This is a genomic window from Micromonospora sp. WMMD708, assembly GCF_049315245.1.
Classification (GTDB): domain Bacteria; phylum Actinomycetota; class Actinomycetes; order Mycobacteriales; family Micromonosporaceae; genus Micromonospora; species Micromonospora wenchangensis.
Genome location: NZ_CP186060.1, coordinates 6,691,176 through 6,709,522, shown reverse-complemented (window position 1 = coordinate 6,709,522; position 18,347 = coordinate 6,691,176). Strand labels below are relative to the sequence as shown.

Here is an 18,347-nt window from a genome sequence, read left to right as displayed (position 1 = left end):
GGCCGGGCCGCCCCGGGTGGGCGGCTCAGCCGGCCGGCGGACGCAGCGGCTCGCGGACCAGCGGGCAGGACATGCAGCGGGGGCCGCCCCGGCCGGAGCCCAGCTCCGAACCGGCGATCGGGATGACCTCGATGCCGGCACGCTCCAGCTGGGCGTTGGTCTCCACGTTGCGTTCGTAGCCGACGCAGAGCCTGGGGGCCAGGGCGAGGGTGTTGTTGCCGTCGTCCCACTGCTCGCGTTCGGCGGTCACCGGGTCCAGGCCGGTGTCGATCACCCGGAGCTGGTCGAGGTCCATCGCGTCGGCCGCCGCGCGCAGGAACGGCGCGGGGCCGTCCACCCGGGGCTCGCCGTCCGGTCCGGCGATCACCGTGTACGCGGACAGCATGCTGGCCACGTTGGGGTACATCAGTACCGCGTCGACGTCGACCATGGTGCAGACGGTGTCGAGGTGCATGGTGGCCCGTTCCTGGGCGATCGGCACCACCAGCATGGTGTGCGCCAGGCCGGCGGCGAAGACCTGCCGGGCCAGTCGTTCGGCACCGGCCGGGGTGGTCCGCTCGCCCACCCCGACGGCGAGCACCCCGGGGGCGAGCAGCAGCACGTCGCCGCCTTCGAGGTGCTCCAGGCCGGGGTGGTAGACGGCCCGGGTGCCGACGAAGCGGGGATGGTGCCGGTAGATCGCGTCGGTCAGCGTGGTCTCCCGGCGGCGGGCCGGCATGGCGAGGCTGGTGACCCCGACCCGGTCGCCGATCCACAGTGACGAGTCCCGGGTGAAGAGCAGGTTAGGCAGCGGGTCGATGACGAACTCGTGCCGGTCCATCATCGTCCAGACCAGACCGCCGGGGCGCTCGGCGCTGATCCGTACCTCCTCGTGGGCGAGGCCGGCGATGAGCACGTCGGCGAGCGCGGCGGGGTCGAGGTAGGTGAGGTGGTCGGCGACCCGGCGGCGCAGGGTGTCGCCCAGCCGGGGCGACGCGAGCACGTGCTCGGTGAGTTCGGCGCGGGCCTCGGCGACGGCGAGCGTCTCGGCGAGCAGGGTGGCGAGGTAGAGCACCTCCACGCCCCGTCCGCGCAGCTCGGCCGCGAAGGCGTCGTGCTCCTCCTGGGCCCGGCCGACCCATGGGATAGCGTCGAAGAGCAACGAGTCGTTGTTGCGGGGGGTGAGGCGGGCAAGTTCCCGGCCCGGTCGGTGCAACAGCACCGTGCCGAGTCGACCGACCTCGCTGTCCACGTAGTGGGTCACCCCCGCAGCGTAGGGCAGTGCTGAACGATCTTCAGCGGAAGAACTGCGGATGAATATGGCATTCATCCGCACTCATTCCGGCGCTCCAACTTGCCGTACCCCCACAGTGGCGACGTAGGGTAGTGAGAACATAACTTTCGAGGGACCTTTTGCCGGAGGTCGCGATGACTGTCTTTCCCGCTCGTCGAGCCGTACCCACCCGGGCGCTGCCGCCCGTGACGGTGCCGCACCCCCGTCCTGACGGGTCCGCGGCCCTCGACCCGGTACGTCCGACCCCACTGGAGTGGGCACGTCGACGCCGGGCCGAGCGGGGTGCCCGCCGGCTGGAGGCCGCCGGTGCGCGGGCGCTCGGTCAGCTCGACCACCTGGGCCCCGCCTGGCACGTCATCGAGTGGCCGCGCACCGACGTCTCCGACGTCCTGCGCGACCACGGCCAGGACGAACGCGCCGGGTTCCTCGCCATCGGCCCCAGCGGGCTCTTCGCGGTCAGCATCGCCGACCACGGCCGGGCCCGGGTGCTGGTCGCCGGGGACGTGGTGCAGATCAACGGCAAGCGCCCGCCGTACGTGGCCGAGGCCCGGCGGGACGCCAAGCGGGCCAGCAAGGCGCTCACCCAGGCGGTCGGGCTGCCGATCCCGGTGACGCCGGTGCTGACCTTCGTCGGCTCCGGCGTCATCAGCGTCTACGGCCTGCCGAAGGACTGCATGATGGCGACCCACCGGGAGCTCGACCGGCTCCTCGTCGCCGGAGGCAACCGGATCAGCCCGGCCACCGCCGAGAAGCTGTCCCGGGTCGCCCAGGCCCCGCAGACCTGGCACAACGGCACGTACCGTCCCACCGGCGACTACCGGTGGTACGACGAGGGCCGAACGGCCGCTGACAAGCCGGCGGGTCGCCGGTAACGTCACCGGCGACGCCCCGCGGTACCGGTCCCCCCGACATGCCGGTCCGCGCCGTCGCCGGCCGCCCACCAGGGCAATTGTCCCCTCCACCGGCGGCCGGTGGCTCCCGCGCGGTCGGCGACCGTCACGAAGACCGGCTAGCGTGGACAGACCGTCGGTGTACCTAGGAGGCGCGGTGGCCCACGTCGAACTCTCGCTCCCGGACGTGTTCGTGCCGGCGGCGCGGACGCCGACAGGGCCGGGGTGCGACAACGTCGGGAAGTGGTCGGCGAGCGTCTCGCACGCCGAGGAGCCCTGCCTGCTGATCGACGCCGACACCCTCGTGGTGGCCATCTCCGCCGCCGGCTGCGAACTGCTCTGCCTCGGTGCCCCCGAGGACGTGGTCGGCCTGCCGCTGCTCGAAGGAGGGCTGCGGCTGCTCGACTTCACCGCCGCCCGGCACGAGCTGCCCGAGCAGGAGACCGACAAGATCCCCCCGCTGCTCGCCCTGCACTCCGGTCGACTGGCCCGGGGCCTGCTGCGGGTGCAGCCCGCCGGCGACGCCAGCACCTACGCCACCGTCGACGCCGTCTCCACCCCGATGCTCACCGGCGGCTCGGTCACCGGTTCACTCACCTTCTTCTCCCCGATCTGACCGGCACCGCCCAAGCCGAGCCGCCCCACGCCGAGCCGCCCCGCGTCGGGCGGCGGCGGGCGTCGCGCCGGCCTTCACCGGGCAGACGGTTTTTCCTACGATGGGCTCACCCCACCGGCCACACGACCGGCCCCCTCCCACGGTCCTGACGGTCGGCCCCCGTCGCGACGCCCCCGCGCCCGAATCCCCCGAGGACCGGCCCGTGCCGCCTGACCCCGCCCACCGTCCCCCGTACCGGCGGCCGGTCGCCGCCCGGCTCGCCGTGGCCCTGCTGGCCGTGTCGCCGTTCACCGGCTGCGCCGCCCCGCCCGAGCCTGAACTGCCGGCCCCGGTCGCCCCGCCCACGCCGGCCGTGACCCTGCCGCCGACGACGACGCCCCCCGCCCTGCCGGTGACCCCCACCCTGCCCCCGACGTCGACGCTACCGACCCCCACGGTCGCGGCGGTCGCGGAGGCGTGTGCCGGCCGTCCCTCGGCCGACCGGGTGATCGGGTTGCTCCGCGGGAACGTGCTGCCCCGCGACGTGTCGGTGCGGGCCGTCGACGGGCCGCTGTGCGCCGACGGCTGGCAGTACACCGTGCTGTCGGTCAGCGGGCACGAGGAACTCCAGGCGGTCAGCCGGGGGGAGCCGGGCGCGCTGCGGCTGGTCACCGCCGGTACGGACGTCTGCTCGATCGAGGTGAAGGCGGTCGCGCCGCCCGCCATCCGGACGTTGGCCTGCGACACCGGGACCGGGCTGCCACCGGGTGCGTAGGCTGGGCGGCATGCCCGGAACACCGCCGACCCGCTACGTCTACCTGGGCCCCGAGGGCACCTTCGCCGAGCAGGCGTTGCGTACCGTCCCGGCCGCCGAGCGCGGCAGCCGCACGCCCGCCCGCAGCGTCGGCGAGGCGCTGGAGAGCGTACGGGCCGGTGAGGCGGACGCGGCGCTGGTGCCGATGGAGAACTCGATCGGCGGTGCGGTCGGGGTGACCCTGGACGAACTGGCCGAGGGGGACCCGCTGGTGATCACCCGCGAGGTGATCCTGCCGGTGGAGTTCGTGCTCGGTGCCCGCCCCGGCACCGACCTGGTCGGGGTGCGCAGCGTCGCCGCCCACCCGCAGGCGTCCACCCAGTGCCGCAACTGGCTGCGCGCGCACCTGCCCGACGCCACGGTGATCGACGTGCTGTCCAACGGCGCGGCGGCGGCCGGTGCGGCCGGCGGCGAGTACGACGCGGCGATCTGCGCCCCGATCGGGGCGGCCCGGCACCGGCTGACCCTGCTCGCCGACAAGATCGCCGACCACCCGGACGCGGTGACCCGGTTCGCCCTGCTGTCCCGCCCCGGCCCGCCCCCGCCGCCCACCGGGGACGACGTCACGTCGCTTGCCGTCTCCATCGCCCACGACCGGGTGGGCGCGCTGCTGTCGGTGCTGATGGAGCTGGCCGTGCGGGGGGTCAACCTGACCCGGATCGAGTCCCGCCCCACCGGGGAGGCGCTGGGCCGGTACGTCTTCTTCCTCGACTGCACCGGTCACGTCGCCGACGCCCGACTCGGCGAGGCGTTGCAGGGGCTGCGGCGGGTCTGTGCCGAGGTGCGTTTCCTCGGGTCGTACCCCCGGCACCGGTGGGCCGACGCGGCGGGTGACCGGCCGGTGCCCGCGCCGGCCGGCCTCTCGGACACCGACTACACCGACGCGGCGGCCTGGCTGGCCCGGCTGCGCGCCGGCGAGCTGAGCTGAGCCCCCGCAGCGGGGTTCCGGCGGCGACGCGGCACCGGGTGCGGGCCGCGCAGACGACGTGGGGGCGGTCCCGGCCGGGACCGCCCCCACGTCGTCGAAGGTCAGCTGAGCAGGCCGCCGAGCAGGCCCTGTTGCTGCTGCTGGCCGCCGCTGCCCTGGACCGGCGGCTCCTCGGACGGCTGGACCACGACGAAGCCCTGGCCGGCGAAGCTCATGGTGAACGCCTCACCGGTGCTGCGGCCGAGCAGGGTGCCCAGGCCGAGCTGCTCGGCCCGGTGGTAGCCGGTCTGGAGGTTGGCCGACCAGCACACCGCCGCCTGCGGGTCGACGTAGGTGGGCGCGTCGACGTTGAGCACGACCGGGGTGCCCTTGGTGGTGATGGCGATCCGGCCGTAGCCGCTGAACACGCAGTTGAACAGGCCCGACGAGGCCATCCCCGCGCCGCCGACCATCTTGATGTCGTACGACAGGGTGGAGTCGAAGGCCAGCACGCTGGACCCGTTGATCGACAGTGCGTCGCCCGGCTCCAGGTCGATGATGTGCACGTCCTTGGCCAGCTCGGCCAGGAATACGTCGCCGTGGCCGCTGAGCTTCATCAGCGGGACGCCCTCGCCGGTGAGCCGCTGCTTGATGAACTTGCCGATGCCGCCCGAGCCCAACGCCTGGAACTGCACCTGCCCCTGGTAGGCGACCATCGACCCGACCCGGGCCATCGCCTCACCGTTGAGTTCGATCTTCAACATCTTGGAGTTCTGCAGCCGCATGCCGGGCTGGGCGGACTCCTTCTCCAGGTTCTCCGCGGAGAACAGCGCGCTGCGCATTGGGTCTTCCTCCTGATTGGGGGTGTGCTCACCACACGGTAGGCAGCCCCCGCAACCCGCCGCATCGGCCGAGCGGCGCGCCGGCCCGGCCCCGAGCACGGAACCGGTCAGGTGTGCGCAGACGACCGGCCGGCGGGTGGCGGGCTCAGCCCCAGCCCAGCGCGTGCAACCGCTCGTCGTCGATGCCGAAGTGGTGGGCGATCTCGTGCACCACGGTCACCGCCACCTCGTCGACCACGTCGTCCTCGGTGGTGCAGATCCGCAGGATGGGCCGGCGGTAGATGAAGATCCGGTCGGGCAACACGCCCGAGTAGTTCCAGCCGCGTTCGGTAAGCGCGTGCCCCTCGTAGAGGCCGAGCAGGTCCTCCCCGGGCGGCGGGTCGTCCTCGACCAGGATGACCACGTTGCTCATCAGCCGGAGCAGTTCCTCGGGCACCTCGTCGAGGGCCTCGCCGACCAGCTCCTCGAAGCGTTCACGGCTCATCTCCACGGGCACCTCACCCATTGTGCCCGACCGGCCGGGGGTCCACCGGTCCTGCGGGATGCCGCCGGTACCCCGTGCGCGGTCCGGCCCGCCCGGGCCGGACCGCGCACGGGACGGATCAGGCGAGGCGGGCGGTGAGGCTGATCTGCGCGCCGGGGGAGAGCAGCCGGGAGATCGGGCAGCCCTCCTTGGCGGCCTCGGCCAGCTTGGTGAACTGGGCCTCGTCCAGACCCGGGGCCTGGCCGACGGTCTCCAGGTCGATCCGGGTGACGGTCATCCCCGCGTCGGTCTTGTCGAAGTGCACCTTCGCGGTGGTCTCCACCGACGTGCCGGACACCCCGGCGTCGGCGAGCTGCTTGGAGAGCGCCATCGAGAAGCAGCCCGCGTGGGCGGCCCCGATCAGCTCCTCCGGATTGGTCCCCTCGCCCTCCTCGAAGCGCGACTTGAAGGAGTAGTTCCCCTCCAGGCCGCCCTTGCCGGTGCGGACGGTCCCGGCGCCCTCGGTGAGGTTGCCCTGCCAACGTGCGGATGCGGTACGGATAGGCATACCCGAACGCTAGTCGAAAGCCCCGCCCGCGGCGACCGACCCGGCGAGGCCGCCGGTCGCCGGCAGGCCCGGCCGGCACCGCTTCGGACCCCCGGCGCTGCCGGCCCGGGGCGGGCCGGCGTGGGATGATGCGGGTCAGGCCCGCGACGCGGAAGGTGGCCGATGTCCCAGGATCTCCCCATCCCGAGACAGGACGACCGCTCGGACGACACCTCGGTGCTCTCGGACGACACCTCGGTGCTGGAGTGGGGTGCCCCCGAGCGACCGGCGGGCGGCCGGTTCGGGCAGTGGCCCGCCGCGCTGCGCCGGGACCGGCGGCTGCCCCCGGTGCTGGCCCTGCTCGGCGCGGTCGCGGCCACGGCCTCGACGGCCGGGGAGTGGCTGGTGATGACCGTGCCGAACGGTGGCCCGGAGGGCAGCGGCACCATCCGGGTGCCCGGTGGCGTGGCCGAGGTGGGCGGCTTCGGGATCGCGTACCTGGTGGGGCTCCTGCTGCTCAGCGTCGCGGTGGCGCTGACCCTGCGCGGGCGGCCGGCGGTCCGGCACGACGCCCGGGTGGCCGGGCTGGCGGTGGCGGGTGCGCTGGCGGTCCTGCTCACCGTCACCGCCTTCTCGTTGGACGACTCGGGCCAGCGGGCGCTGTTCTACTCCCCGGAGGACGGGTTCCGGGTCGACTACGGCCGGGGGCTGGTGATGGCCTTCGTCGCCGTCGCGCTGGTCGGGGCGGCGCTGCTCACCGCCGTCGCGCCGACGGACGGTCCGCCGGCCGGGGCCGCCGGGCCGCGGGCCGACCCGGACGCGGTGGACCGGGACAGGGTCGACCCGGCGGGGGCCGACGGGCGGCCGGCCGCGCCCACCGGCCTGACCGTCACCCCGACGGTCCCGTTCGCCCGCCGCGAACCGCACCCCTGAGCCCCGCCGGACCGCCGCGCGGCGGTCACCGGGTGTTGCCTGCTGATTCGCCCGGAAGCCGTGGTGGCGACCCGGGCGGCGAGGTACGGTTGCTGCCCGCCGTCACACCGGGTCGGACGACCGGTACGGACGGCGGCGGGCAAGGAGGAACGATGACCCGCCCGGGACTGCCCAAACTCATCGCCACCGACCTCGACGGCACGCTCGTGCGCAGCGACGACACCGTCTCGGCGTACACCCACGGGGTGCTCGACCGGGTGCGGGCCGCCGGTATCCCGGTGGTCGGTGCCACCGGCCGTGGCCCCCGGTTGAAGGAACTCACCCGCAACGACATCCGGGCCGCCGACTTCCTGGTGATGGCCGGGGGCGGCTGCGTGGTCGACCAGAGCGACCCGGCCGGCCCGGTGGTGCTGCGCGACGAGCGCCTCTCCGCCGAGGTGCTCGCCGGCCTGCTGACCGACCTGGAGGCCGCCGTCGGCCCGCTGACCGTCATGGTCGAGGGCTCCGACGAGCACGACGCGCCGCTCTGGGGCGACTACCACCCGTCCTGGCCCTACCCGGAGCTGTTCGAGTCGCGCACCCGGGCGGAATGTCTCGCCCTCGACGTGATCAAGGCGTTCGTCCGGACCGCCGACCACGACGTGGACGAGTTGCTGGCCACCGCCCGCCGGATCGTCCCGCCGCAGGTCGCCACCCTCACCCAGGCCGGTCTCGGCTTCGTCGAGATCACCCCGGCCGGGGTGGACAAGGCCAGCGGGCTGACCGTGGTCGCCGAGCGACTCGGCGTCGACCCGGCGGACGTGCTGGTCTTCGGGGACATGCCCAACGATCTGCCGATGTTCGCCTGGGCCGGCTGGTCCCGGGTGGCGGTGTCCAACGCGCATCCGCTGGTGCGGGCCGCCGCCGACGAGGTGACCCTGCGCAACGACGACGACGGGGTGGCGGTCTACCTCGACCGGCTACTCTCCCGGTGATGGCAGAGACACCACGGCTGGTCGCCACCGACATCGACGGCACCCTGCTCGGCGACGAGCGTCGGCTCAGCGCCCGCACCGCTGCGGTACTGAAGCGGATCGCCGCGGCGGGCATCCCCGTCGTGCTGGTCACCGGCCGCCCGATCCGCTGGCTCCAACTGGTGTACGACCAGCTCGCAGCCCCGCTGCCGGCGGTCTGCGCCAACGGCGCGGTGGTGTACGACCCGGACACCGACCAGGTGCTGCGGGCCGACCCGCTGGCCCCGGAACTGCTCGCCGAGGTGGCCCGGCGGTTGCGGGCGGCGGTGCCGGAGGTCAGCTTCGCGGTGGAGATCGTGGACAGCCGGGAGATGCGGCACGAGGCGCACTACCCGCTGCGCTGGGACGCCGACCACGAGGCCATCCGGGCGGTCGAGTCGCCGGAGGAGCTGGCCTCGGTGCCGGCGGTGAAGCTGCTGGCCCGCGCCGGCACCCAGGACCCGGACGCCTTCGTACAGGTGGTGGCGGGGGCCCTGGAGGGGCTGGCCGAGGCGACCCACTCGTCGTACAGCGGGCTGGTGGAGATCTCCGCCGCCGGGGTGACCAAGGCCGCCGGGCTGGCCTGGTACGCGGCCCGGGTCGGGGTGGCGCAGGCCGACGTGCTCGCCTTCGGTGACATGCCCAACGACGTGCCGATGCTGACCTGGGCGGGGCGGGGGGTGGCGGTGGCCAACGCCCACCCCGCCGTGCTGGAGATCGCCGACGAGGTGACCGGGGCGAACACCGCCGACGGGGTGGCGGAGTACCTGGAGAAGGTCTTCGGGGTGGGCTGAGGTCAGAGGTACTGGCCGGTGTTGTGGCCCTCGCCACCGGGCTGGCCCATGCCGGGCATCCCGGGGATCATCGCGCCGGGGCCGCTGGGCAGGGCGGGGCGGCCACCGGAGCGCATCTGCTCAAGCTGCATCCGGGCGGCCATCTGCTGGGCCACCAGGGTGGCCTGGATGCCGTGGAAGAGCCCCTCCAGCCAGCCGACGAGCTGGGCGTGGGCGATCCGCAGCTCACCCTCGCTGGGTGCCTGGTCCTCGGCGAACGGCAGCGAGAGCCGTTCCAGCTCCTCGCGCAGCTCGGGGGCGAGGCCCTCCTTCAGCTCGACGATCGAGCGCTGGTGGATCTCCCGCAACCGGTGCCGGCTGGCGTCGTCGAGCGGGGCGGCCTTGACCTCCTCCAGCAACTGCTTGATCATGCTGCCGATCCGCATCACCTTGGCCGGCTGCTCGACCAGGCGGGTCGGGTCCTCGCCGGCCTCGTCGGCCTGCACGGTGCCGACCGGGCGGCCGTCGGGGCCGACCACGACCACGGTGCCCGACTGCCCGTCGGGGCGGCCCGGCTCGTCAGCTTGTCCAGTGGGGTGCGCTTCGGTCATGGCCCCATCTTTACCCACCCGCTCCCGTCGCACCCACCCGGACCGCCACCGGCCGCGCTACCGTCGCCGGCATGTCCCACGACCCCCGGGCGGTGCTCAGCCGGCCCGCCCCGCCGCCGGACCTGACCGTCGCCTACGGCGTCCAGCCCGAGCAGCTCGTCGACCTGCGCCGGCCGGCCGGTGGTGGTCCGGTCCGGCCGTTGGTTGCGGTGGTGCACGGGGGCTTCTGGCGGGCCGGGTACGACCGCACCCACACCGGCCCGCTCGCCGCCGCCCTGGCTGATGCGGGTTGGCCGGTGGCCCAGCTGGAGTACCGGCGCACCGGCCAGCCGGGCGGCGGCTGGCCGAACACGCTCACCGACGTCCGGGCCGGGGTGGCGGCGCTGCCCGGGTTGGTGGCGCAGGCGCTGCCGGGGCTGGTCGCGCCGGGGCCGCCGCTGCTGCTGGGGCACTCGGCAGGTGGGCAGCTCGCGCTGCACGTGGCGGCGCACGCCCCGCAGGACGTGGCCGGGGTGCTGGCGCTGGCCCCGGTCGCCGACCTCGCCGAGGCGTACCGGCTGGGGTTGGATTCGGGGGCGGTGGCCGCGCTGCTCGGCGGCGGCCCGGCCGAGCAGCCGCAGCGGTACGCGGTGGCCGACCCCTGCCGTTCGGTGCCGCGACAGACACGGACGGTGATCCTGCACGGGGGGAGGGACCGCCAGGTGCCGGCCGCTCTGAGCAGGTCATATGCTGCCACCGCACGGGCCGCCGGTGCCCCGGTCACCCTCATTGAGCTGCCGGAATGCGAGCACTTCGGGTTGATCGACCCGCTGTCGGCGGCCTGGCCGCAGGTAAGGGCTGCGTTGCAGTCGTTGCTTGAAGATCAAGATCCATTGACGCAGGGTCGCCCACCAGGTAGAACGCCGGAGGGGCGGTGACGCCCGGCAATGCTTCCGGAAGGATTTCGGTGTCGCAGATGAACCGCAGGCGGGCCCTTCAACTGCTGGCCGCGCTCGGCACGACCGGACTCGTCGCCGCCTGCGGCACGGACGACACCGAGACGCCGCCCCCGGGCAAGCCGATCAGGATCGGGCTGATCCGGCCGGAGAACGGCGACGGCAAGACGATCGGCATCGACATCGAGAACGGCTTCCAGCTCTTCCTGGCGATGAACGGGCAGCAGCTCGGCGGCCACCCGACGACGGTGGTGGCCGTCGACGAGGGCGACAACGCCAAGAGCGGCCAGGCCGCCGTCGACAAGCTCCTCGCCCAGAACGTGCTCGCCATGACCGGTGTGGTCAGCTCCACCGTGATGTCCGGCATCCGGGACGCGGTGGAGAAGGCCCGGGTGCCGCTGATCGGGTCCAACGCCTCCCCGCCCAGCCTGCAGAGCGTCGTCTACATCTGGCGGACGTCGTACGTGCTGGACGAGCCCGGCCGGGCACTCGGGTCGTACCTGCGGCGAACACTTCCCACCGGAAGCCGGCTCGCCATCGTCGCCCCCGAGGGCACCGCCAGCCAGGACGTGATCAACGGCTTCCGGGACGGCTTCGGCACCGACGACCCCCGGATCATCGGTGACCCCATCCTCACCACCGCCAACCCCACCCCGGGCGACAACGAGTTCCGCGCGCAGATCGACGAGGCGCTCAGCCGCCAGCCGGAGGGGATCTTCTGCTTCTACTCCGGCACCGCCGGTGAGCAGTTCATCAGGCAACTGCGTCGCAGCCGCTGGTTCGGTGACATCTACGCGCCCGGCTTCCTGACCGAGGGCAACATCCTCACCGACCTGCGTTCCACCCTGGTCAACGCGGACGAGAGCCTCAAGGCCGGCACCATCCAGACCGCACTGAACTACTCGGCCGACCTCAACAACAACGCCAACCGGATCTTCGCCTCGGCCTACCGGAAGACCTACAACGTCTCGCCCACCACCTACGCGATGGCCTCGTACGACGCCGCCCAGGTGCTCGACAAGGCGATCCGGCTGGCCGGTGCCGAGCCGACGGCGCAGCAGGTCAACCTGGCGCTGGGCAAGATCGGTCAGATCGACAGCCCGCGCGGCCCGTGGCAGTTCAACCAGCCGCGCACCCCGCAGCAGAAGTGGTACCTGCGCAAGGTGCAGTTCGACGGCCGGCTGCTCTCCAACGTCCTGATCAACGAGATCGCCACGCTGGGCTGAGTCGCCCGGCACCCGGCCGGCCCCGACGGGACCGGCCCTACCCGGTGCCGGGGTCGGTCAGGGGCGCAGCTCGGCGATGCAGCACTTCACGCTGCCGCCGCCCTTCTTCAGCTCGGCCAGGTCCACCGGTACCGGGGTGTAGCCGGCGGCCCGGAGCTTGCCGGCCAGCCGGGTCGCGTCGCTGTTGAGCACCACGTTCGCCCCGTCGCTGACCAGGTTCAGGCCGAAGGCCAGCGCGTCCTCGTCGTCGGCGAGCACCGCCTCGGGGAAGAGCTGGGCGAGCACCCGCTGACTGGCCGCCGAGAACGCCCCCGGGAAGTACGCGACGTTGCCGTCGTCGATCGAGGCGAGCGCCACGTCCAGGTGGTAGAACCGCGGGTCGACCAGGCGCAGCGACACCACCGGACGCCCCAGCGCCTCCTGCGCCTCGGCGTGCGCCGGCAGCTCGGTGCGGAACCCGTGCCCGGCGAGGATCAGCCCGCCGTGCGCCTCGGGCAGGTAGGCGAAGTCGCCCTCACCCTCGTTGGTCTCGCTCGGCGCGATGAAGTGCCAGCCGTGCTTCTGGTAGAACTCCCGGTGCGCGACGGCCTCGGCGGCCCGCTGCTCGTGCTTGAACTGCGCGCCGTAGACCGTCCCGTCCACCACGAAGGCGCCGTTGGCCGCGAAGACCATGTCCGGCAGCCCCGGCTGCGGGGTGAGCACGTGTACGTCGTGACCGAGGCCCACCAGCGTGTCCCGCAGCCGGTCCCACTGTTCGACGGCCTGTGCCACGTCGACGCCGACGGTGAGGTCCATCCACGGGTTGATGGCGTACTTGACCGCGAAATGCTCCGGGGCACACATGAGATATGTCCGCTTTCGCGGCACGCGCTGCTGGTTCACGGTGACCAAGGGTAGGTAGCGTAGAACTTTGGTAACAGCCAGAACCGTTGCTTCCCCGAGGCGGAACGTTGCAGATAGACGCGGTCGACCAGCGAATCATTGCGTTGCTCGTGGCGGACGCCCGAACCTCGTACGCGGACATCGGCGCCCGGGTGTCACTCTCCGCTCCGGCGGTCAAGCGACGGGTGGACCGATTGCGGGCCAGCGGGGTGATCCGGGGCTTCACCGCCGTGGTCGACCCGGCCGCCGTCGGCTGGACCACCGAGGCGTTCGTCGAGCTGTTCTGCGCCGGCCGGACCACACCCACCCAGCTCGGGGTGGCCGCCCGCCGGCACCCCGAGGTGGTCGGCGCGTACACCGTCTCCGGTGAGGCCGACGCGCTCGTGCACCTGCGGGCCGCCGACATCTCCCACCTGGAGGAGGCGCTGGAACGGCTCCGGGCGGAGTCGTTCGTCACCTCCACCCGGAGCACCATCGTGCTGTCCCGGCTGGTCGAGTCGCCAGGCGTCGGCCCGTCAACCCCCTGACACCCGGCCGGCAGGCCGGTGCTCCCCGCGCGGCGGCGGTGGATCAGAGGTACATGCCGGTGCGGTGCCCGCCCTCGCCCCGGCTCGGCTTGTCGCCTTCGCCGAAGAACCGCTTGCCGCCGAACTCGCCGTGCAACCGGTCGTCAAGTTCGTCGGCGAGCCCGGTCATCACCTGCACGGCCAGCATCAGGTGGGTGGCCTGGAAGTTGCGCCCGAAGACCGGGATGGACGCCCACACCGTGTCGTCGGCGCAGTACAACCGGCCGATCGGCATCCGGTTGGTCAGCTCGGAGAGCTTCACGTACAACCGTTCCGTCGGCTCGACCTCGGTCAGCACCGGCGAGAAGACGTCCACCAGCGGCGGGTTGTCCCGCACCCGGACGAAGACCATCGCCGACCCGGCCCGGATGTTGATGTCCCCGTCGGAGTCGATCTGAAGGTGGTCGGCGGTCGACTTGAGCATCGTCGACACCACGGTCCGGACCCGCTCGGGCAGGTCCAGCACCTCCTGCTCGTCGCTCTGGGCGCTCGCGGCGGCGGCCAACGCCTCGTCCAGGTCGGCCTCGACGTCCCGGTCGGGGCCGAACTCGCTGCGCGCGGTGCCGAGCGCCTCGATCGGCAACGGCTCCCCCTCGGCGCCCTGGCTGAGGTAGACCAGGAAGGCCGGGTGCGGTGCGCCGTACACGTCGCGCAGGGTGCGGGAGAGCAGCCCGGCCAGCTTGCTGGCGTCCCCGGTCGACCCGTCCAGGCCGAAGTGCTCGCCGGAGCCCGCCACCACGCCGGGCGGCGACCAGCCGAGCGCGATCATGTCGGCCACCGCGGCGCGGTCCAGCCGGAAGCCCTGCGGCAGGGTGGCGTTGCCGACCGCCCGCGCGGACAGCCGGCCCTGCTCACCCACGGCCACGCTGACCGAGTAGACGGCGTCGCCGGTGCCGGAGGCGGTCGGGTCCAGGGTCACTTCGAGCTGCGCCCCGGCGGGCAGCTCGCGCAGCCGTTCGGCGAGCGCCCGGGCGAACTCCCGCCACGCCTCGGTGACCTTGGCCCGCAGGTCGGCCGTGCTCGGCTCTTCCAGCAGGACCGACTCGTGGTGGTCGTGGTGCGCCGGCGAGGTGCCGGGCTGGTCACCGGTCGGCTTCGAGGGGTGGTCCGCCGTCATGATCGCCTCCGTCCGTCAAGGTCACCATACCCAGGCGGGCCGGAGAACGAATCCACCGCGACCGGCATCGGACAACCCCGCCTGTCCCCGTCGCCCTTCCCCCGCCCGGGGCACGGCGCACCGGGTCGTACGCCGGTGTCCGCCCTCAGGAGGTGGGGCGCTCGCCGCTCAGCTCCACCGGCCACCGGGCGGCCAGCCCGCTGAGCCGGGCCGCCGCCGCTGCCGGGTCCGCGCCGCGTCCGACCGCCACCCCCAGCAGGTACGCGGTGACCGGCGCACCCGGTCGTAGCACCTGGTGCGCGACGTCCCTGGCCAGGTCCAGCACGGTCGGCACCGACACCTCGGCCGGGTCGAGACCCAGCTCGGCGCAGGCCGCCGTCACCCAGTCGTCCAGCACGGTCATCGCGTCCACTCCTCCGCCCGGCGTACGTCGGAGTCAGTGTCGCAGTCGAACCACGGTGGCGGGCCGGCAGCGGACCAGGCCAGCTCGCGTACCGTCAGCTCCCCCAGCAGTTCCCGCATCGACGCCCCGGCCAGCGCACCAGCCCGGGCTCGGCGGGCGGCGACCCGGTCCAGAGCGGCGCGTAGCGCCGGCACCCGCCACACCCCGCACAGCGGCTGGCGTCGCCCCCGGTCGTCGACCAGGCAGACGCCGTCCGCCGCCGCCGGGCCGGATTCGGCGGCGAGCGCTCCGAGCAGCGCGCCGACGGCCGGGCGGGTGAGCAGCGGCAGGTCCGCGGCGAGCAGGGCGACGACCGTCGTACCGGGACCGAGCAGGGCCAGCCCGGCGGACGCGGCGGCCACCGGGCCACCGCCGGCCGGGTCCTCCCGGGTCACCAGGACGTCGGCCGGCAGCGCCCCACCCGGGCCGACCAGCACCCGGGGTACGGCGTCGGCGACGGCGGCGAGCACCAGGTCCCGCATCGGCCGGCCGTGCACCGGCACCGCCGGCTTGTCCAGCCCGCCCATCCGGCGGGCCGCCCCACCGGCCAGCACCACCGCCGCGTACGCCGTCACCCGGCCACGGTAGCCGCCGGGCCCGACCCTCGTGCTCCGGTCGCGCGGCCTCCCGGTTCCGTCCCGTCCCCGGCTGCCGGGCCGACGCCCCGGTGCCGGCGGCCGGGGACGGCCGGGCGGTGCCGGCGGCCGGGGACGGCCGGGGACGGCGGTCGGGGACGGCCGGGTGGGCGCGGTGGGGCCGCAGCCAGGGTGGTCAGGGTGCGGGGGGCCGGGCGGGCGGGGCAGGATGGCGGGATGGGACGGGCCACTGACCGGCGGAGCGTGCTCCGGATCGACCTCGACGCGGCGGACGACGCCCGGGTGGCGCTGCGCCGGCCGGACACGCTCGCCGTGGAGGAACCGCTGGAGATCCGGGTCGGCCCCGGCGGGCCGGGTCGACGCCGCCCGCTGGCGGTGACCATGCGTACCCCCGGGGACGACCTCGACCTGGCCATCGGCTTCCTGCTGACCGAGGGGCTGATCCGCAGCGACGCCGACGTGCACACCGCCCAGCTCTGCTCCGGGGTGGAGACACCCAACACGTACAACGTGGTCGACGTGGTGCTCTCCCCCGGCGTGCCGGCACCGGCGACGGACCCGGCGCGCAACTTCTACACCACCAGCTCCTGCGGGGTGTGCGGTAAGGCCAGCATCGACGCGATCCGTACCCGGTCCCGGTTCACCGTCGCCGACGACCCGCTCACCGTGCCGGCGAAGCTGCTGGCGGAGTTGCCCGACCGGCTGCGCGCCGCGCAGCGCGCCTTCGACCGCACCGGCGGCCTGCACGCGGCGGGCCTGTTCACCCCCGACGGGGAACTGGTGGTGCTGCGCGAGGACGTCGGCCGGCACAACGCGGTGGACAAGGTGGTCGGCTGGGCGGTCCGGCAACGACGGCTGCCGCTGTCCGGACACCTGCTGATGGTGTCCGGCCGGGCGAGCTTCGAGCTGACCCAGAAGGCGTGGATGGCCGGGCTGCCGCTGCTGGCGGCGGTCTCCGCGCCGAGCACCCTCGCCGCCGACCTGGCCGACGAGGCGGGGCTGACCCTGGTCGGCTTCCTGCGCGGCCGGACCATGAACGTCTACACCGGCACCCACCGCGTCACCCCCTGACACCCTGACCCGCTCGCGGCCGGCCGACTCGTGGCGGGGTCGTCGGTCGGGCGGCGTGATCGTGGAGATTTCTTGTCGCCAGGGCCGCAACAACTCTCCACAATCCACCGGCAACCGTTGTCGACTCGGGCAGCGGGGGAGGGATCAGCGGGAGGGCGAGCAGTCCGGGCAGGTCATCGCCGTACCGCGCGAAGGATGATGAGTTGGCTACGCTCCAAGCGCGGTGGGAGAACGTCCGGAACGAGGCCCTTCCGCGTCGGCGGATCCATCGATCTGTTGAAGGAAGTTGGGAGCCAACGTGGACCTCTGTAACGCCACGTGGCGGAAGTCCACCCGAAGTGGCACCAGCGGTGGGAACTGTGTCGAGGTTGCCGACAACCTTCCCGAAGCGGTCGCCGTGCGGGACTCCAAGGACCCGGACGGGCCGGCCCTGACGTTCGCCCCGACCTCGTGGCGCACGTTCGTCGCCGGGCTGGCCGATCGCGCCTGACCGACCTGCCCGGTGACACATGCCTGCCCCGAGATCCAGGGCAGGCATGTCGCGTCAGGGAACGACCCGGCAGGTGCCGACCGTGTCCGCTCCAACACCATGCCACTGACAGCCGTATTCCTGTCAGGCATAAATATGACTGCCAGTCATACCTCTCTCCGAGACCACCTAGCCCCGACCCTCCTCACCGGCAGTGACCCTGCTGCCGGCCGGGCCATCGAGGCCGGCGGGCCGCCGAGATCAGCAGGCCGACGGGGCCGGCAGGGCCCGCCCGAGTCAGCAGGGCCGCCAGTTCAGGGGCCGCTGGGTCAGCGGGGGCGGCGGGGCCGGCGACGACGGCGGCGCAGCACCTCCGGCTCGGTCACGGCCGGCCACCCGTCCAGGTCGGACGGCGGAACACCGCGCCGCAGCAGATCGTCGAGGAGCCGGGCGAGGGTGTAGTCGGGGCGGACGGTCAGCGCCCGCTCCAGGGCCACGGCGGCGAGCGCACCCTGGCCGGCCCGCCAGGCGGCGAAGGCGAGCAGGCAGGCGGGGGCGGGCACCAACTCCTCCTCGGCGCGACGCAGCACCTCACCCCAGAAGGCGATGTCCTCCTCCCGGCCGTCGGTGCGTTCCCACGCGTGGTCGCGTACCGGCAGGTGGGTCAGGAGCAGGGTCAGCCAGGCCACCTCGTCGTCGGTGAGCCGGTCGCCGCGCCGGTGCCGGTGCTGCGCCTGGCGTACCGCCGTGGTGCCGGCCCTGCGGATGGTCCGCTCGCCGGACCCGTCGGTGTCGGGAGCCGCCTCCAGCAGGCCCAGCAGGCGGCGTTCGGCCCGGTCACCGGCCTGACGCAGGGCGGCCCGGTCGACGCCCCCGGCGGGGGCGACCTGCGCGGCGAGTGCCGCCCGGTCGGGGAGCGCCACCTGGCCGGCGTAGACCGCGGCGGCGGCGACCTGGCTGGCGTCCGGGTCGTACGGGGTGCCGTCGGGTGGGCAGCAGTCAGGCGCTTCGCAGAGGTAGGACCAGTAGCGGCGACCGGTCACCCGCAGCGCGTCGAGCACGGGCAGGCCGAGGTCGGCCAGCGCCGACCGGACGGCGTCCACCGCCGGGGTGACCCGTTCGGGCGGGCCGAACCCGATGACGGTGGTGGATTCGGCGTCCTGCCGGCCGATCACGTCGCCGAGATGTCGGGCCGGCAGGGCCGGGTCGGTGCCCGGTCCCGGCAGGTCGGCGCGGGCGGCGAAGACGATCCGCCGGCCCCGCATCGCCACCACCACGATGCTGTCGACGGGGTGGAAGCCGATCAGGTACGGCACGGCGGTGATCAGGTCGGCGGGCGAGCGGACGGTGAGCCGGGGGCGGTCGGTCGCGTTCATGTCCGGCAGCGTGCGGCGGGCGGCCCC

At 73.8% G+C, this 18,347-nt stretch carries 22 protein-coding genes; 12 read left to right on the top strand and 10 right to left on the bottom strand.

From position 1 onward, the window contains the following. Positions 1–25: 25 nt before the first annotated feature. Positions 26–1,243, bottom strand: a complete 1,218-nt coding sequence (locus ACN260_RS29820) for an arginine deiminase (RefSeq protein ID WP_422754066.1) — start codon at positions 1,241–1,243, stop codon at positions 26–28. Positions 1,244–1,407: 164 nt separating this feature from the next. Between ACN260_RS29820 and ACN260_RS29815 the strand changes: the two genes are divergently transcribed. From ACN260_RS29815 to pheA, 4 genes are all read left to right on the top strand, one after another. Continuing rightward, a complete protein-coding gene (locus ACN260_RS29815; protein WP_422754065.1) occupies positions 1,408–2,145 on the top strand; it encodes a hypothetical protein in 738 nt (245 codons plus the stop codon). Positions 2,146–2,320: 175 nt separating this feature from the next. Beyond that, positions 2,321–2,779, top strand: a complete 459-nt coding sequence (locus ACN260_RS29810; RefSeq protein WP_204925460.1) for a hypothetical protein — start codon at positions 2,321–2,323, stop codon at positions 2,777–2,779. A gap of 262 nt (positions 2,780–3,041) precedes the next feature. Beyond that, entirely contained in the window at positions 3,042–3,533 is a 492-nt protein-coding gene (locus tag ACN260_RS29805) for a hypothetical protein (RefSeq protein ID WP_422756874.1), read from the top strand. A 10-nt stretch (positions 3,534–3,543) separates the two neighbouring features. Further along, a complete protein-coding gene (pheA, locus tag ACN260_RS29800) occupies positions 3,544–4,500 on the top strand; it encodes a prephenate dehydratase (protein WP_204925461.1) in 957 nt (318 codons plus the stop codon). A 101-nt stretch (positions 4,501–4,601) separates the two neighbouring features. Here pheA and ACN260_RS29795 read toward each other — a convergent pair whose 3' ends face one another. The 3 genes from ACN260_RS29795 to ACN260_RS29785 all read right to left on the bottom strand — a co-directional run bounded on the left by ACN260_RS29795 (position 4,602) and on the right by ACN260_RS29785 (position 6,352). Continuing rightward, positions 4,602–5,321 carry an AIM24 family protein gene (locus ACN260_RS29795; protein ID WP_088643597.1) on the bottom strand — a complete coding sequence of 240 codons (720 nt, stop codon included), beginning with the start codon at positions 5,319–5,321 and terminating at the stop codon, positions 4,602–4,604. A 145-nt stretch (positions 5,322–5,466) separates the two neighbouring features. Further along, complete coding sequence (locus ACN260_RS29790) at positions 5,467–5,811, bottom strand: metallopeptidase family protein (RefSeq protein ID WP_194821738.1); 345 nt, start codon at positions 5,809–5,811, stop codon at positions 5,467–5,469. A gap of 112 nt (positions 5,812–5,923) precedes the next feature. After that, positions 5,924–6,352, bottom strand: coding sequence for an OsmC family protein (locus ACN260_RS29785; protein WP_088643598.1), 429 nt, complete (start codon positions 6,350–6,352; stop codon positions 5,924–5,926). Between the two features lie 162 nt (positions 6,353–6,514). Here ACN260_RS29785 and ACN260_RS29780 point away from each other — a divergent pair, with 162 nt between their 5' ends. The 3 genes from ACN260_RS29780 to ACN260_RS29770 all read left to right on the top strand — a co-directional run bounded on the left by ACN260_RS29780 (position 6,515) and on the right by ACN260_RS29770 (position 9,050). Then, positions 6,515–7,264 carry a hypothetical protein gene (locus tag ACN260_RS29780; protein WP_422754064.1) on the top strand — a complete coding sequence of 250 codons (750 nt, stop codon included), beginning with the start codon at positions 6,515–6,517 and terminating at the stop codon, positions 7,262–7,264. Positions 7,265–7,416: 152 nt separating this feature from the next. Next, positions 7,417–8,238, top strand: a complete 822-nt coding sequence (locus ACN260_RS29775; protein ID WP_422754063.1) for an HAD family hydrolase — start codon at positions 7,417–7,419, stop codon at positions 8,236–8,238. After that, a complete protein-coding gene (locus ACN260_RS29770; RefSeq protein ID WP_422754062.1) occupies positions 8,238–9,050 on the top strand; it encodes an HAD family hydrolase in 813 nt (270 codons plus the stop codon). The genes ACN260_RS29775 and ACN260_RS29770 overlap by 1 nt, the downstream gene beginning before the upstream one ends. Positions 9,051–9,052: 2 nt before the next feature. On the opposite strand, the gene ACN260_RS29765 is transcribed toward ACN260_RS29770, so the two are convergent. Then, positions 9,053–9,640, bottom strand: a complete 588-nt coding sequence (locus tag ACN260_RS29765; protein ID WP_422754061.1) for a bacterial proteasome activator family protein — start codon at positions 9,638–9,640, stop codon at positions 9,053–9,055. Positions 9,641–9,711: 71 nt separating this feature from the next. On the opposite strand from ACN260_RS29765, the gene ACN260_RS29760 reads away from it, so the two are divergent. Continuing rightward, complete coding sequence (locus ACN260_RS29760; RefSeq protein WP_422754060.1) at positions 9,712–10,557, top strand: alpha/beta hydrolase family protein; 846 nt, start codon at positions 9,712–9,714, stop codon at positions 10,555–10,557. Positions 10,558–10,586: 29 nt separating this feature from the next. Then, entirely contained in the window at positions 10,587–11,801 is a 1,215-nt protein-coding gene (locus ACN260_RS29755; RefSeq protein ID WP_422754059.1) for an ABC transporter substrate-binding protein, read from the top strand. 57 nt (positions 11,802–11,858) lie between these two features. Here ACN260_RS29755 and ddaH read toward each other — a convergent pair whose 3' ends face one another. Beyond that, positions 11,859–12,692, bottom strand: coding sequence for a dimethylargininase (gene ddaH, locus ACN260_RS29750; protein ID WP_422754058.1), 834 nt, complete (start codon positions 12,690–12,692; stop codon positions 11,859–11,861). A 59-nt stretch (positions 12,693–12,751) separates the two neighbouring features. On the opposite strand from ddaH, the gene ACN260_RS29745 reads away from it, so the two are divergent. Next, positions 12,752–13,210: an Lrp/AsnC family transcriptional regulator gene (locus ACN260_RS29745; RefSeq protein WP_088643606.1), complete on the top strand. Its 459-nt coding sequence runs from the start codon at positions 12,752–12,754 to the stop codon at positions 13,208–13,210. A 43-nt stretch (positions 13,211–13,253) separates the two neighbouring features. Here the strand turns inward: ACN260_RS29745 and ACN260_RS29740 are convergent, their stop codons facing one another. The 3 genes from ACN260_RS29740 to mobA form a co-directional block, all read right to left on the bottom strand. Then, positions 13,254–14,366 (bottom strand): T3SS (YopN, CesT) and YbjN peptide-binding chaperone 1, encoded by a 1,113-nt coding sequence (locus ACN260_RS29740; RefSeq protein WP_422754057.1) that lies wholly within the window; start codon positions 14,364–14,366, stop codon positions 13,254–13,256. A gap of 145 nt (positions 14,367–14,511) precedes the next feature. Further along, complete coding sequence (locus ACN260_RS29735) at positions 14,512–14,769, bottom strand: DUF6457 domain-containing protein (RefSeq protein ID WP_422754056.1); 258 nt, start codon at positions 14,767–14,769, stop codon at positions 14,512–14,514. Continuing rightward, positions 14,766–15,383 carry a molybdenum cofactor guanylyltransferase gene (mobA, locus tag ACN260_RS29730; RefSeq protein ID WP_422754055.1) on the bottom strand — a complete coding sequence of 206 codons (618 nt, stop codon included), beginning with the start codon at positions 15,381–15,383 and terminating at the stop codon, positions 14,766–14,768. The genes ACN260_RS29735 and mobA overlap by 4 nt, the downstream gene beginning before the upstream one ends. Before the next feature lie 237 nt (positions 15,384–15,620). Between mobA and fdhD the strand changes: the two genes are divergently transcribed. Both fdhD and ACN260_RS29720 read left to right on the top strand, forming a co-directional pair. Continuing rightward, positions 15,621–16,475, top strand: coding sequence for a formate dehydrogenase accessory sulfurtransferase FdhD (gene fdhD, locus ACN260_RS29725; RefSeq protein ID WP_422754054.1), 855 nt, complete (start codon positions 15,621–15,623; stop codon positions 16,473–16,475). Between the two features lie 298 nt (positions 16,476–16,773). Next, positions 16,774–16,965, top strand: coding sequence for a DUF397 domain-containing protein (locus tag ACN260_RS29720; protein WP_422754053.1), 192 nt, complete (start codon positions 16,774–16,776; stop codon positions 16,963–16,965). A gap of 308 nt (positions 16,966–17,273) precedes the next feature. Here the strand turns inward: ACN260_RS29720 and ACN260_RS29715 are convergent, their stop codons facing one another. After that, a complete protein-coding gene (locus ACN260_RS29715) occupies positions 17,274–18,320 on the bottom strand; it encodes a DUF4192 domain-containing protein (protein ID WP_422754052.1) in 1,047 nt (348 codons plus the stop codon). Positions 18,321–18,347: the final 27 nt, after the last annotated feature.

Excerpts from the sequence above, each read along its gene's own strand:
- ACN260_RS29815 (WP_422754065.1), top strand. The coding sequence starts at position 1,408 with ATGACTGTCTTTCCCGCTCGTCGAGCCGTACCCACCCGGGCGCTGCCG.
- pheA (WP_204925461.1), top strand. The coding sequence starts at position 3,544 with ATGCCCGGAACACCGCCGACCCGCTACGTCTACCTGGGCCCCGAGGGC.
- ACN260_RS29795 (WP_088643597.1), bottom strand. The coding sequence starts at position 5,321 with ATGCGCAGCGCGCTGTTCTCCGCGGAGAACCTGGAGAAGGAGTCCGCC.
- ACN260_RS29785 (WP_088643598.1), bottom strand. The coding sequence starts at position 6,352 with ATGCCTATCCGTACCGCATCCGCACGTTGGCAGGGCAACCTCACCGAG.
- ACN260_RS29780 (WP_422754064.1), top strand. The coding sequence starts at position 6,515 with ATGTCCCAGGATCTCCCCATCCCGAGACAGGACGACCGCTCGGACGAC.
- ACN260_RS29775 (WP_422754063.1), top strand. The coding sequence starts at position 7,417 with ATGACCCGCCCGGGACTGCCCAAACTCATCGCCACCGACCTCGACGGC.
- ACN260_RS29770 (WP_422754062.1), top strand. The coding sequence starts at position 8,238 with ATGGCAGAGACACCACGGCTGGTCGCCACCGACATCGACGGCACCCTG.
- ACN260_RS29765 (WP_422754061.1), bottom strand. The coding sequence starts at position 9,640 with ATGACCGAAGCGCACCCCACTGGACAAGCTGACGAGCCGGGCCGCCCC.
- ACN260_RS29760 (WP_422754060.1), top strand. The coding sequence starts at position 9,712 with ATGTCCCACGACCCCCGGGCGGTGCTCAGCCGGCCCGCCCCGCCGCCG.
- ACN260_RS29740 (WP_422754057.1), bottom strand. The coding sequence starts at position 14,366 with ATGACGGCGGACCACCCCTCGAAGCCGACCGGTGACCAGCCCGGCACC.
- ACN260_RS29735 (WP_422754056.1), bottom strand. The coding sequence starts at position 14,769 with ATGACCGTGCTGGACGACTGGGTGACGGCGGCCTGCGCCGAGCTGGGT.
- fdhD (WP_422754054.1), top strand. The coding sequence starts at position 15,621 with ATGGGACGGGCCACTGACCGGCGGAGCGTGCTCCGGATCGACCTCGAC.
- ACN260_RS29715 (WP_422754052.1), bottom strand. The coding sequence starts at position 18,320 with ATGAACGCGACCGACCGCCCCCGGCTCACCGTCCGCTCGCCCGCCGAC.